This is a genomic window from Blautia faecis (assembly GCF_027662325.1).
Lineage (GTDB): Bacteria > Bacillota > Clostridia > Lachnospirales > Lachnospiraceae > Blautia_A > Blautia_A faecis.
On the sequence record NZ_JAQDKY010000003.1, the window covers coordinates 99199 to 112063 of the forward strand.

General features: G+C 40.9%; 14 protein-coding genes. 1 reads left to right on the forward strand and 13 read right to left on the reverse strand.

Features of this window, described 5'->3' with window-relative positions; genetic code table 11:
* Window positions 1–27: 27 nt before the first annotated feature.
* From PGQ38_RS02880 to PGQ38_RS02900, 5 genes are read right to left on the reverse strand one after another with little or no spacing between them, the layout of a single operon-like run.
* The gene (locus PGQ38_RS02880; RefSeq protein WP_204453816.1) at window positions 28–1182 is read right to left on the reverse strand and encodes a tyrosine-type recombinase/integrase; all 1155 of its coding nucleotides are present in this window, start codon (window positions 1180–1182) and stop codon (window positions 28–30) included.
* A 56-nt stretch (window positions 1183–1238) separates the two neighbouring features.
* The gene (locus PGQ38_RS02885) at window positions 1239–1442 is read right to left on the reverse strand and encodes a hypothetical protein (protein WP_173718876.1); all 204 of its coding nucleotides are present in this window, start codon (window positions 1440–1442) and stop codon (window positions 1239–1241) included.
* Window positions 1443–1490: 48 nt separating this feature from the next.
* Window positions 1491–1655, reverse strand: a complete 165-nt coding sequence (locus PGQ38_RS02890) for a hypothetical protein (RefSeq protein WP_173718875.1) — start codon at window positions 1653–1655, stop codon at window positions 1491–1493.
* 45 nt (window positions 1656–1700) lie between these two features.
* The gene (locus PGQ38_RS02895; RefSeq protein ID WP_204453814.1) at window positions 1701–2765 is read right to left on the reverse strand and encodes an ATP-binding protein; all 1065 of its coding nucleotides are present in this window, start codon (window positions 2763–2765) and stop codon (window positions 1701–1703) included.
* A 39-nt stretch (window positions 2766–2804) separates the two neighbouring features.
* Complete coding sequence (locus PGQ38_RS02900; RefSeq protein ID WP_204453807.1) at window positions 2805–4499, reverse strand: hypothetical protein; 1695 nt, start codon at window positions 4497–4499, stop codon at window positions 2805–2807.
* Between the two features lie 362 nt (window positions 4500–4861).
* Here PGQ38_RS02900 and PGQ38_RS02905 point away from each other — a divergent pair, with 362 nt between their 5' ends.
* Entirely contained in the window at window positions 4862–6646 is a 1785-nt protein-coding gene (locus PGQ38_RS02905; protein WP_270430773.1) for a hypothetical protein, read from the forward strand.
* Window positions 6647–6827: 181 nt separating this feature from the next.
* Here PGQ38_RS02905 and PGQ38_RS02910 read toward each other — a convergent pair whose 3' ends face one another.
* From PGQ38_RS02910 to PGQ38_RS19695, 8 genes are all read right to left on the reverse strand, one after another.
* Complete coding sequence (locus PGQ38_RS02910) at window positions 6828–7442, reverse strand: recombinase family protein (protein WP_204453804.1); 615 nt, start codon at window positions 7440–7442, stop codon at window positions 6828–6830.
* Complete coding sequence (locus tag PGQ38_RS02915) at window positions 7442–8356, reverse strand: DUF5688 family protein (RefSeq protein WP_270430774.1); 915 nt, start codon at window positions 8354–8356, stop codon at window positions 7442–7444. The genes PGQ38_RS02910 and PGQ38_RS02915 overlap by 1 nt, the downstream gene beginning before the upstream one ends.
* A gap of 143 nt (window positions 8357–8499) precedes the next feature.
* Window positions 8500–9204, reverse strand: coding sequence for a hypothetical protein (locus PGQ38_RS02920; protein WP_270430776.1), 705 nt, complete (start codon window positions 9202–9204; stop codon window positions 8500–8502).
* A gap of 15 nt (window positions 9205–9219) precedes the next feature.
* Window positions 9220–10164 (reverse strand): YqaJ viral recombinase family nuclease, encoded by a 945-nt coding sequence (locus tag PGQ38_RS02925; protein WP_270430777.1) that lies wholly within the window; start codon window positions 10162–10164, stop codon window positions 9220–9222.
* A 275-nt stretch (window positions 10165–10439) separates the two neighbouring features.
* Window positions 10440–11372 (reverse strand): DUF932 domain-containing protein, encoded by a 933-nt coding sequence (locus tag PGQ38_RS02930; RefSeq protein ID WP_173719761.1) that lies wholly within the window; start codon window positions 11370–11372, stop codon window positions 10440–10442.
* Window positions 11373–11413: 41 nt separating this feature from the next.
* Entirely contained in the window at window positions 11414–11914 is a 501-nt protein-coding gene (locus PGQ38_RS02935; protein WP_270430778.1) for a JAB domain-containing protein, read from the reverse strand.
* Window positions 11911–12252 (reverse strand): DUF3848 domain-containing protein, encoded by a 342-nt coding sequence (locus PGQ38_RS02940; protein ID WP_118579832.1) that lies wholly within the window; start codon window positions 12250–12252, stop codon window positions 11911–11913. The genes PGQ38_RS02935 and PGQ38_RS02940 overlap by 4 nt, the downstream gene beginning before the upstream one ends.
* Window positions 12253–12515: 263 nt before the next feature.
* Window positions 12516–12704, reverse strand: a complete 189-nt coding sequence (locus tag PGQ38_RS19695; RefSeq protein ID WP_306467787.1) for a CatA-like O-acetyltransferase — start codon at window positions 12702–12704, stop codon at window positions 12516–12518.
* Window positions 12705–12865 lie beyond the last annotated feature (161 nt).

Below are 12865 nucleotides of genomic sequence, written 5' to 3' on the forward strand. Positions count from 1 at the left end.
TTCAAGGGGGGACTTTTCTCCCCCTTGCTAAAACATCGCTGCTAACTTGTTAATTTCCTCAGCCTTCTTGTCCGGAAGTACATGAGAATAGATATCCAAAGTCATCGTGATTGACTTATGCCCCAGAATTTCCTGCATGACCTTTGGCGGGATTCCCCTCTCAAAACCGCGTGTTGCAAATGTATGACGAAGCGAATGGGGTGTATGCTCTCCAAACGTGTGTCCGTCCTCCCTGATTTGAACTATGATTTTTTTCATGTCCTGATACAATGCATTCTCAGAAATGCACCTTCCAAAACTGCCTGTAAACACCAGATTTTCAAAACCTGGCTCTGGTCTCCATTTATCACCCAGAAGCATTCTTGTCGCGAGCTGGCGCTTCCTGTGCTCTCGCAGTACGGTCACCAGATTGTCAAGCATTGGAATGTCCCTTTTGCTTGTTTCAGACTTTGGCTCATCAATCATATATTTTACTTTAGCCTTCGCTATGTACTTCAAAGTCCCATTCACATGTATAATTTTATTATCAAAATCTATGTCTGCCCATTGCAACGCACGCAGTTCTCCGTTACGCATTCCCGTTCCAAGGGCTACCATATAAAGATCATAGAACTGACTGTTCTTCGAATATCTCATAAACAAATTCTGTTCTTCTATCGACATTACTCGTATCTTCTTTTTCTTCTTTTCTTTCTTAACAGAAGTGTTCTTAACAGGATTTCGCAGTACCATTCCATTGCGTACAGCCTGTGTATACATCCCACTCAATATAACCTTCACCAAGTTAATGGTCGTGGAACTATAACGACGTGCCATATCATTAAACAACTTCTGTATGTGTTCTCCTCTGATATCTTTCAAGTGCTTTCTGCCAAAGGGTTCTTTGATATGTGACTTATATTCATCCAGATATACCTTGTAAGTTCCGTATTTTACACTGTTCTTTTTATACTCTTCCATCCATGTATAAAACCAGGAATCTACAGTCACATTGCTTTCTTTCGCATAAAGCCCATGCTCAACTTCATATCTTTTTTCAACAATTTCACTCTGAAGCAATTTGAGATTTGTATTGTATAAAGTATATAATTCTCCTTTATAGGTAAAACGAGCTTCATATAGTCCACTTTTTCTACGCCTTATACCCTTGGGTAGCTTTTTTTCTTTAGAATCTGTGCTCATATTATCCCTCCAGTTTTCAAGTGCCCTCCAGCATTTACTGGAGAGCACCATAGACATCACTTTAAGTTTGTTACATCTGAAAGATACTGATTAACCTTTGGCATATAAATCAGTACCCGCCTTCCAATTTCAACCCGCGCCCCAGACTGGCGTGCGATCTTGTCAGCGGTGTACTGTCCACAGCCCAGGATTTTCATAAATTCCTTCCGGTTTACGCATACCGGAGTAGCTGAAATCTCATTAATAGTAGTGTCTGTCATAGCAATTCCTCCTAGTTTTCCCCTGTATTATTAGCTTTTCACGATGTTTCAAATGATAAGAACAAATGGTTTCTGCAACGTGGTACTGCCATCTTCTGCAGATCCATATGCCTCTTCAAAGATTTTCCCCAAAACTTTGTTTAAATCACGCTCTTCTAATTTACTGCAATCTACAACCTTTACTTCTAAATCAGTGCTTTCTTTTTTCTTCATAATATCAATCCCTGACCTTTCTTATTTTCAAATTCTGACAAGTTTTCAGTTACTGGACTTTGAATCCACCGCACATATGATCGGTATGTCCCAAATTTTTGAATTGTGATTAACACTGTACTTTCCTTTTAAGATGGCCTGTCCTTTTGGCAGCTCCCATAGTGCTCTTCGCCAACTTTTCCAAGCTTCACAATCTACAAGCTGTGCAATCCCCTTCATACTTCGCTCTGAAGGACGAAACAGCAACATTGTATCTACCTGCTGTAACGTATCAATCTGCTCTGGCTTGTAATTTGAAAGAATCTGAGTTGCCAGCCATACACCCAGTCCACATTTGCGTCCTTCACGCAGCATTGCTCCAAGTGTACTCTCTTTGCCAAGTGCAACATTCTGAAACTCATCATACAAGATGTAATCTACACTGTGTAAATCTGCACTGTTACCTTCATCTTTCACACTCTGCCACAGCAACGCTGACATAAATTCCGTCAAAAACTTTTTCGTGCCACCTTCAAGTTCAGTAAACTGCATTATAGTGACAAGTTTGTTATCTTCCAGCTCCTTGTCCATCTCTGGCGTCTTCTTGCGAAAAATGATATCAAGCTTTTCATATTGTCCAATGATATCTAACAGTTTCTCACCACGTTCCTTACTCTCGTCATCCGTCAAACCTTGCACATACCCATCCAGAACCGATATTACCGAAGCAAACGTAAGCTCCTTCTCCTGTTCCTTTAGAAGTTCCATCACTTTGTGCAGAAACTCCCGCTGTCGGTGTCCCCTAAATGGGAGCGCCACTATCAATGCCTCTTCAAAAGCAGAATAGACATTCTTGCCTGTATACCAGTATGTAATCCCCGGCTGGGTTCCATCAAACACATAAGTCTGATCCTTGCAGGCAAACTTGCTTCTTTCCTGCTCTTCCATGGTATAACTTCCAGAGTAGTCAAAAATCACACACTTTTTCTTCTGCTCTACCGCCTCCTCAATCATTCGATAGCAGCACCAGGTTTTACCGTAACCAGATTTTCCAAGAATCAGTCTGTGGTTGTTTGAAGCCATCGGAGTACCTTTCACTTCAATTGTATTTCCCTCTTGATCTCTTAACATAGTTGCACAGTCTCCTTTCTAGTGGTTGCACTTTGGATATCATTTTTTATAGTTCGCACCGTTTTGCGGTTTCCACACTATACGCATATTCTTTTCATTTTCATCTTCTTCGTCTCTTCCGAGACCTTCAAGCGGAACGGAAAATGCTTGGTCAAATAATGCCTTTTTGAACCGATAAGTTTGTATCGGCACTTCATTCACACGCAGTTTGTATGTTAGCCCACTCTCATCTGGTAATAAAAGTTCCTGCTGTTTCCATTTTACGAGTGTCTCCCGATACTTATTGGATGGAATGCGGTTAGTTTTCATTATTTCCTTGAACACCTTAGTCGGAATCCATAAATATTCCTGGTCATAGTAACAACCGTCCTTCACATATCCACAGCCATAACGCCTCTCTCTAATGAATATCTTACTCATTGAGCTTCTCACAGCCTTTATTATCCTTTCGCCTATTTCCTGTCGGTCAGTTAAACTGCGCCACATAGCTTCCCAATTTAAACTTCCGGTTATTCCCAAACCAGCTGCAAGATCAATTCCCTTATCTTTTGCAAACCCTGACAGGATTTCCCAGATTACCTTCAGAAGCACCAGGCTCATATTTTCTTCCAGGTTGGTCGACCACTTCTTTATAACAGCCCTTACCTCAGCCATATGTGCTTCTACATATGTCACTAGCTCATACAAGAATGCGTCAACTGCATTTCCTCTTAGCATATCTATAAGTTCTGGCGTGAAAGTATGTTTGTCTGTGATAATATTGATTGCGCTGTCCAGGTCTGATACATACTCATTCACCACTACCAATGAAGCATTTACTTTCCAAGGAATGTTCAAGGATGAACAGTCTCTTTCACATATTTTATTCACAATATCTCCCAGATTCCGTTCTATACTCTTCCGCCTATGAGAATCTTCGTCACTTGGTACATGTACTATCAACACCTCATCATTTATGGTACGAACATAATCTGAAATTAGTTTTGATCTAACATTTGCTTCCTGGATTTCCCAAATTCCTCTGTTGAACACCTGATACAACCGACAGAACAGTTCCTTGTCCAGTCTACCGATTAACACAAAGTTCAAAAAGTAATTACTATAAATCCCTGCCTCTTGAAAAAGGTTTGCCAGTACACCGCTAACCAGTGTCTCCAGCACTACAACGCGGTAATGCTTACTTTCTATACTGGCAATTCCCTTCAGAAACTTTTCCAGTAGTTCCTTTCCACGATATTCTGTTGTAAAGTGTTTATCCATAACCGGAAGTTCCGGCATACCGCTAGGTATAAATGTCTGGAACCATTCGGCATATCTCCATTGGCTTTGCCACCATCCTGCCATTCCATCCAATTCCTTTATACTTCTAGCATTTGCAATTTTCGGGGCAAAATAATCAAAGAGAGCCTCCTTAATCAGTTTATCTTTAAAGCATGGATCAAACTGAATCCCAGCCTCCACGAACCATTTGTATAGATTTGTTCCAGTTACTTTTTCTTTATCGCATATAACCCATGTCCTTTCGTTCATAAAAATAATCGCTACATATCTTTTCGTTTTTCCATGTAATTTTGGAAAACTGAGATGGTATATATCACACTCGCCGGTTATGTTAAAAATAAGTTGAGATTGCGTAGAAGTCCCATCATCATATAACTGAGCAAGGCAATAAACTCCATTCCCCCCTATCATAATACAAGGTTTTCCATGTAGTTTTTTGCTCTTCCTTGCCATCCGTTCCATGAGCTTCTGGTTGTCATACAAGCTCTTTTGCGTATTATTATGCAGCGTGTTTACAGCAGCCACCATCTCTGCATTACTCTTTGTAACCTCATAAAGAACTCTTTCTGGCTCGCTCACTGGGATACTCATTCCTGGTCCTGTGCAAGTATTCATTGGATAGCCAGGATTAAATCCGTTTGTCATCTTCATGTCCTCCTTTTTTCTTTTTGTTATGGCTACATTATAGGACATGATTACTTGTTATATAATTTATCCGAAATATATTTTTTGTTTATTTATGTATCAATATATCTCAAATTATGATATGATTATCTCATATTACATGATTATTTTTTTATAAAAGGAGTAAAATAATGAATTTAGATATTTTTAGTAATAAAGATAATATTGAACAGGAATATATTTTAAAGTATTTTTTTCTCACAGATCCCATTGCCTTAGCAAAAGATATTATAGACAAGTTACCCACAGCTCTTAAAGATATAACTGATATTGACAACTTTTTTCATATTACATTCGAAGAATTATACAACTATCTCGGCCTATACTCTGATTTTATTTCGACCAATGGTAATCTGCATACTTTTTTTGGTGAAAGTGTTTTTGATTCCGATACACTTACAGTGCTTTCCTATTTGCTGAAATTATCCCTGTATAATTTTTGCATTTCAGAAGGCTTTTTCTATTTTCTTGAAAATGATTGTTTCTATAATGCAAACAGAGCTTTTTATCCCCTCACCGCAACCTATAAAGATTACTTTCGAACTGGTTTTTTCTCTACACCCAGTTATGATAACGAAACTTCTAAAACAATTGATGCTGATATATACAATAGAGCACTCCAGCAAAGTTCACATCGCATCAGCCTTTTTAGCAAATTAAAAGAAGATAGTTTCCTACGTTTCGTTATTCGCGACTGTATCAAAAATGACACTGACAAAAATAAGCAATATTACGACCAGGTCATAGAAATAGCAAAAAAAACCACCAAAGTTTCTATGGATTTGCTTGGTTTTTCGCCTGACCGAAAAAGAGCAAATGTACTCTACGTCCCCAATATATACAAATTTCCTGCTTATACATATTTTACAGAAAGATCACTTAGTTCCTTAAGTAAAAACATGGAACGAACTTTAACATTCGAAAGAGAAGGAAAACCAACCAACAGTTCAAACACCAACAATACCTACAAGAACATCATTAGTCTTTATAGCAACTTGTACAATGCACTCACAAATTCTGGCTTTGAAAATCTATCTGATTCAAAAGCCGATCTTTATACTTTCTGTACCCTAAATGAACGATACTTTGGTTTTTCGACAGTTTCCTATATTGCTCAAAAATATGCAGAGTTAGATTTTACAGACCATAACACTATTTTCTACGAAACATTAACAGATTTATCGCTTTGTCCACTTGTCTATAACAGACACTTTTTTCTGCAATATGCTCTTGAAGCTGTAAAAAATAATAAAGTTTTAGAAACCCAATTTCTAGCAATTCCTTCAAATGTGAAAATTGCTGAATCAGCATCAGAAAAACAGTTAACTACTGCTGAAATAAATCTACGCAAACAAAACTTGATAAAAGATTATTTTCGGATGTTAAACCGTATGGTCTTGCCATTATTTTCTGCACTCTGGAAAACAACCTTAAGTCATTTGATGGATTCATTAAAAATAGAAAAACCTATTGAAATTTTCCAACTATACATTGAAAACCATTTTGAACTCCAAACTGCCGACTTTACAACTTTAAGTTCGGATGAGCTTATACATTGTCTCAATCTCCGTGACAAATCAAACGACAGGAATGCATACTGGACTGTGTTCGTAGCAGAGATTGAAAATATCTACTGTAATAATCAGAAGTCTCCGCTTAACTTACAAAACTATGATAAATGTGAAAATCCACTTAACCTCCCTAACCAACTTGATTTCAGCAAATTACTGCGTGACTTTTTATTGCGCCCACAAAACTATACCCGAGAGATGGATAACAGCTTACCCATCTATTCCTACTTCGCACCAACAGATTTCAAAGCTCGTCGCAATCCTTATAACAGACGAATTATTGATTTTCAAAACGCACGAGCTAAGAACATATATGACTACTGTACCAAACTACTGATCCTTTAAAATGTCCTCTTTTAAAATTTTTTTGTAATTTTCTTCAAAAATAACCTTATAATTCAACTTTTTCTTCCGTTTTTTTCAAAAGAGGGCATTTTCACAACCTCTACCTTACGAGAGACCAGATAAGCCCCCTTATCTGGTCTCTCAAAATCTTAGTTTCTGCATTTGATACATGTAACAAAAATCACACACCTTTTGATTCATCCGCTTGCTGCTTTTTCACCAGACGGTAGAAACTCGCACTGGACATTCCCAGTTTCTTCTGTGCAGCCCTGGCTGTGATTACCCCAGACTTCCACTCGGCATACACCTCTTCAAAATTATCGGGCACTTTCAGATAAGGACGTCCCAGGTGCTTGCCTTTCCTTTTGGCTGCTTCGATCCCTTCCCTCTGCCTTTTGCGGATTGTCAGACGCTCCTGCTCTGCCATGGAAGATAATACTTCTATCAGAATATTCTGTATCATGTCAATGATCCATTTCTGGTTCTCTGGCACCTGCACCATGGAGCTTGGGAGGTCTAAAATCATCAGCCTTACCTTGTGCGCCTTGAACCATGCCACCTCATTCTTGATATCTTCCTTGTTCCTGCTGAGACGGTCCAGGCTCACTATATATAGGACATCCCCTGGGCGCAAGCCGAATATTCCTTTCAATGCATTATAGCCAGGGCGGTCCAGATTCTTACCTGACTGCTTGTCGGTTACAATATTTTTTGGTTCCACATATTTCTGCAATGCAAGGATCTGACGGTCAAGATTCTGCTCTGTAGAACTTACCCTTGCGTAGCCATATATCATCACATCACCTCGGTAATCCTGTCTGTCTCCAGTTCATACATGAAAACATGATTGCTTGCGACTTCATCATCTGGTGTTGATTCCTGTATTACAGCTTCCAGACATTTTGACAGCATCTCTACATCCTCTGTGTATCTGCTGTCATGTATCGCAACTTCATGGATACTGGTCGGTACAATATAAATAGCTTGTGTACCATATGCCAGACATATCATCCTTGCTACTCCGGGATAGAACACTGCAGTCGCACCATTGGTCTTTTTATCCGTGCTTAGAAAACAGCCATATCTTCTCTCATTCTCCGTAGGGCTGAATTCTTTTATGGGAATTCCACCATATCTACCAGTAAGGATAGAGAGTTTCAGTTGCATACCGTCATAAAATCTTGGCGGTGCCATTTTCACGGTATTATCCATAGCCTGCTCCAAAACGTCTTCTTTTGACAGCTCCCACTTATCCAGATAAGTATTGTCTATCAGTGTTGTGCACAGTTTTCCATCATCCTCATTTATCCGCAGATACACCCCCAAAATGATATCCCCGATCTTTCTGTAAATTCCTCGTTCCAGTACTGTCACCTTTTTATTTGTACTGACAATACGAATATATAAGTCTTCCTTCACACGCTCATAATCATCAAGCATTCTGATCTTTTCCAGCCCCTTGATTTCCTTATGTCCGTCTTTTTCTCTGATGATTTCTTCTGCGATCTGCCTTATACTGTAACCGGATTTATAAGCCCGGTACATGCTTGTCGTAGTCGCACCAAATCTTATCGGCTCGTTTCCTTCCTGGATCACCAGACTTTCTTCCAGCATATTGCCATCTGCCGGTTCATAACAGGCATATTCTTTTTCAGTAAGGCGTTCCTCTATCTCTGCTAACATCTGATTTTTAAATTCCATGTAATCCATCTGCAATTCCTCCGTTATTTTTACTCTTTGTAGCTCCGCAGCGGTACTTCTGACTGCCGTACATTTTTTCTTGGGTCTGACATAACTAAATGCTGCGTCATCCCATATCTACAATTTCCAGCTTCTCGATCAGCCGCCCATAATCAGGCGGCTGATTTTGTTCGTTTCAGTCCATTCAGTGCTCTTTTCCTTGATACCTCATCCAGTTCGGAAAGAGACTTAACACCATACCGCTTTAGAATCTGTTCCTCTGGCACCTTCGTCCTTTCCAGCTCCCTGTACAGTTCCTGCCATTCCTCGTTTGCATCTCCATTGTTCTTCTCTGCAGCGTTTAAGTTTCCCCATCTGAAAACCTCCGCTTTCTTCTGATTGATAACCGAAATCCCTGTAATGACCTTATCTGCCGAAATAGTGATTGCACTTACACTAAAACTGTCTTTCACAACCTTCTTCTGGTCTTTCTCTGTAACCACCACTTTACTGGCTGGGATAAAAATGAAGGGAGCCGTATACAGCTCCCTTCCAATTCCCAGATTCACGCATGCTCTTTTGAACGAATCCGAAGCAGCACTTTTCTCCTTTTCAAAATCCCCTGTTGTTCCCACATCCTGCTTGGAAATCCAGGTCTTTTTCTCCGGGTCCCAGATACTCACGGTACAGTACAGGGAATTTCCAATCATCATATGGCTTCTCTGCCAGCCATATATGCCAAAGGCTTCATCCAGGATTGCCTGGTCTACCCTTGCATTCTTATATAACAGAAGCGAGATTCCTTTCTCACCGATACTGCCTACCCTGCATTCGATTTCATCTGCATGTAAGCTTCTTATCTTCGATTCCACAGCCATAGTACCAGCCCCCCTTTAAGATGCAATGGACAGGGTACGGTAAGCATTTACACTGGTATACTGGTTATAAATCTCCGGCTTTTCTGCTTTCAGCCTTTTAGAATCCAGTAAATTCTTCTCAATCCGTTTCCAGCGTACGATCTGCCCATTGTCAAATTTTCCCTCTTCATGCTCCCCTAGAGCCGCTTTCAGCTGATTGGAGAGACCTGTTTTCCGCTTCTCCATATCCTTCAGCTGGTCACTTACATCCTGGTATTCCTCCAGGACTTTCACCAGGGAACGGTCAAGCGGGACACTGTCCTTCACGGATTCCTTATACTTTCTGTCCAGAAACTCTTTCGTAGCCTCAGAATCATCTATCTCCGGGCGGATATCGCACTTTACGTTATACTCCCAGAACTTTTTCTCTGCATAGACCAGATCAGCAATCATCTCTTCATCACGCAAGATCGTATAATATATAAAATGGTTGCCGCCGATCAGAGCCGCAATGTACGCTTTCTGCATATTGCAGACTGCCAGGTAATGCTGGACCTGCATCATGTACTCTGTAGGAATCTTTCCATTCTTCCATTCATCCTCCCGATACTGACTGACAGTCTTGGCTTCAAAAATACATTTTTCCCCCTGCTCGTCAGTGACAATTCCATCCACATCCGCAAACATGAATGAAAACTGCGGATGGAACATCATAAAATGTTTCTGCCGTACCTTCAGACCTGTACGGTTCATAAATTCCTTACGGATAATCCCCTCCATCACATTGCCCCAGTATGTATACTCATTGGAGTTCTCCAGCACCGGCGTTTTGCCAGTCTTGTCTTCCCACAGCTGCTGGATGGAACGCCAGGGATTCTTCCCCATCACCACGGAAGCATCAGAGCCTCCGATTCCATTTCGGCGGAGTTCCAGCCACTCTTCCCTTGTTAAATCTTTTGTCGGAATCATAATATTCTTCATTCTGCATTCTCCCCTGTAAAAATATCCATTACTTTCATAAACTGATTTACAGCTACCAAAACATCAACTACCAATATGCAGATCCCTGCTATGATCTCAAAAATCTTCATCCTTACTTTCTACAGGCTTTTCAGCCATTCCTCCGTTCTTAAATTCCGGTTATTACAGCCCTTATAAATGAAATAAGCTGATCCCGGAATATCAGCACCTCCAGGATCAGCAAGCATAAAACAATGATAATCTCTACCAAACCGAATTTTTTCATCTGTTCCTCCTTATGCTGTCAGCACCATCTGGTACGCCTTGTCGATCAGCGGGTTTCCGTCCGCGGTTCTGGCAAAAATATTCTCCCTGTAGTTTGCAGTCTTTCTTCTTGGGGTAGAATGGGTTGCAAAATCCGATACTGCATTGATAAAGCGGTAGCCATTGTTTCCTACGTCTTTCAGATCTGGAGCGTCAAAGTAGCGCATTCTCATGTCTTCCCTCAGTCTTTCAATGCCACGCTTCTGCTGTGGGGTGAAATTTTCTTCTACCGGAAGCAGAATCTCGATATAATCCATGACCTGTTTTTCAGACAGCCTGATTCCCCTCAGATTTTCAAATTCTTTTCCAAGAGCAGACATATACTCGTCCGCCAGGAACAGGGTATTCTTCGCTTCCTCGATCTTTCCGCTGATATCCCCTGTGTGGATCATAGACCAGCTCCTCTTTGCCGTGCGCAGGGCAAGGTTAAGCGTATTATTGCATACTACACGGATAGGGGTAAGCGCCGTCTTTACCGCCCCGGAACCGTCATGGGTATTGGAAAATACCATGTATGGGCTGATACGCTCGCCGGCAATGATATATTCCCTTGGAAGTCTTGCAAGCAGCCACACCCTTCTCCCCTCCTGCAGGGAGCCAGCTGTTTCGTAGCGCACTCCTTCTCCTAACAAGGCATCTGTAAATGCAAAGGCTTCCTCGTTCTGGATAACCTTGTAGCGGTCTGTGACCACACCTAATATCTTCCTGTCAGAATCCCTTACATTTGCCTTATAGCCCTGGATCAGTTCGTCATTTTCCGTATAGACAGGTTCCTGGAGGACTTTCCAGTTCAGCCCGGCAATCCGCAGTGCTTCCCTTGATTCCGGTGCTTCTGCCACCAGGGTTCCCAGTCCGTGCCATGGTTTCTCTCTTGTATAAAACATTGTTTCAACTTCTGCAGCCATAATTTCATTCTCCTTTTTCCATTGATTTTTATTCGTTCTTTCTACTGCTTCTTTTTATCAAACATCCTGCTCATGGTTTCATTAAGCTTTTCCTCGTCCTGTTCTTTTATGCTGTAAACCTCTCCCTGGCTACTGATAATAATATGATCCAGTAACGGAATCCCCAGCATGACACCGCAGGCTTCCAGCCTTGCAGTCAGGTTTATATCTTCCTTACTCGCTTTTGCTCTGCCTCCCGGGTGGTTATGAAAACAGAAGATGCCATATGCATTCGCCAGGATCGCTGACTTAAATATATCTGCCGGTTCTGCATAGCACACATTCTTACTGCCTTTTGCAACCAGCTCCATTAATACAGGCTCCAGTTCCCCATTCACAGCACACACATAGAGCAGTTCCTTATCCTGCTTGCCGAAAAAAGAGGCTGCAAAACCTGCAGCCTCCTCCGTTGTTGTAATACCTGTATTTCCATCTTTCCCCTCGTATAATACGGAGCCTTCCCTTACCAGCTCCGTATGTACACACATGACTCTCTTCTTCATGCTGCCTCCGTTTCTTCCTGCTCTAGGAGCAGCCCAATTTCCTTGATCCCGGTATCCATGCTGTTTTCCAGTTCCAGCTGGAAAGAATCTCCTTTTCCCATCCACCTGGCATAAAAGAACTGGATCACATTTGGCAGGACCAGAAGACAGCGCAGGACCTCTGATTTCATCTCACCGCTCTTTTCCAGCAAAGTCTCTGCAATATTCTCCCGACAGTTGATCTGATACGCCCTCTGGTAAATCCTCTCTGGGGCTAACTGTAATACTCGCTTCTTATACTGCTTCCGTTCCAGCTTGATCTTGGCATTGAACAGCCTTACAATTTCATCCTCTCCCATGTTTCATCACCTCCTGTTTTTGTTTTTCTCAATCTTTCTTTGTGCCGCCGAGAACATTACCGATTGTATCTGCAACCTTACCCAGCAGCTCAAATAACAACTCCCATGAAAAATCCATTGGCATAACTCCTTTCTCTGATATATTTGGACATGAAAAAAGCAAAGGAATGTTTCAGCCTTTGCTTTTTCATAATTATAATATGTAATTGAAATTTTGAACTTGTTTTTACACTACTCCAATTCCACAAACTGGAACTTGATTGTTAAAAACTTGCAAAATATTTTTCTAATGAATCTACAAACTCACCAATATGAATTCCATCAATAAATGAGTAATGAGTCTGTACAGATATAGGCACCATTATCCTTACATCTTTTTCCCAATACTTTCCCCAGTCCAATAAAGGTGTGGTATTATTTTTTAGCTGAATTTGTATGAGAAACATGTACATATTTTATTCGCAGCTAGGGGAACATTGAAAAATATCATTCCCAAATGGGCCTGTGAAATAGGGTTCTTGTTTATTTGTAATCTTCTTAGCATTGACACAGTATTCTCTAAGGTTATCCATCATAGAAATATTCACCCTTTTGTCTGAATTCTCTGAGGGAA

Coding starts and splice junctions, on each gene's coding strand:
- PGQ38_RS02890 (WP_173718875.1), bottom strand. CDS start 1,655: ATGAAGAAAAAAGAAAGCACTGATTTAGAAGTAAAGGTTGTAGATTGC.
- PGQ38_RS02935 (WP_270430778.1), bottom strand. CDS start 11,914: ATGAAGAAGAGAGTCATGTGTGTACATACGGAGCTGGTAAGGGAAGGC.
- PGQ38_RS02905 (WP_270430773.1), top strand. CDS start 4,862: ATGAATTTAGATATTTTTAGTAATAAAGATAATATTGAACAGGAATAT.
- PGQ38_RS02925 (WP_270430777.1), bottom strand. CDS start 10,164: ATGAAGAATATTATGATTCCGACAAAAGATTTAACAAGGGAAGAGTGG.
- PGQ38_RS02885 (WP_173718876.1), bottom strand. CDS start 1,442: ATGACAGACACTACTATTAATGAGATTTCAGCTACTCCGGTATGCGTA.
- PGQ38_RS02895 (WP_204453814.1), bottom strand. CDS start 2,765: ATGTTAAGAGATCAAGAGGGAAATACAATTGAAGTGAAAGGTACTCCG.
- PGQ38_RS02940 (WP_118579832.1), bottom strand. CDS start 12,252: ATGGGAGAGGATGAAATTGTAAGGCTGTTCAATGCCAAGATCAAGCTG.
- PGQ38_RS02920 (WP_270430776.1), bottom strand. CDS start 9,204: ATGGCTGTGGAATCGAAGATAAGAAGCTTACATGCAGATGAAATCGAA.
- PGQ38_RS19695 (WP_306467787.1), bottom strand. CDS start 12,704: ATGTACATGTTTCTCATACAAATTCAGCTAAAAAATAATACCACACCT.
- PGQ38_RS02915 (WP_270430774.1), bottom strand. CDS start 8,356: ATGGATTACATGGAATTTAAAAATCAGATGTTAGCAGAGATAGAGGAA.
- PGQ38_RS02880 (WP_204453816.1), bottom strand. CDS start 1,182: ATGAGCACAGATTCTAAAGAAAAAAAGCTACCCAAGGGTATAAGGCGT.
- PGQ38_RS02910 (WP_204453804.1), bottom strand. CDS start 7,442: ATGATATATGGCTACGCAAGGGTAAGTTCTACAGAGCAGAATCTTGAC.
- PGQ38_RS02900 (WP_204453807.1), bottom strand. CDS start 4,499: ATGGCAAGGAAGAGCAAAAAACTACATGGAAAACCTTGTATTATGATA.
- PGQ38_RS02930 (WP_173719761.1), bottom strand. CDS start 11,372: ATGGCTGCAGAAGTTGAAACAATGTTTTATACAAGAGAGAAACCATGG.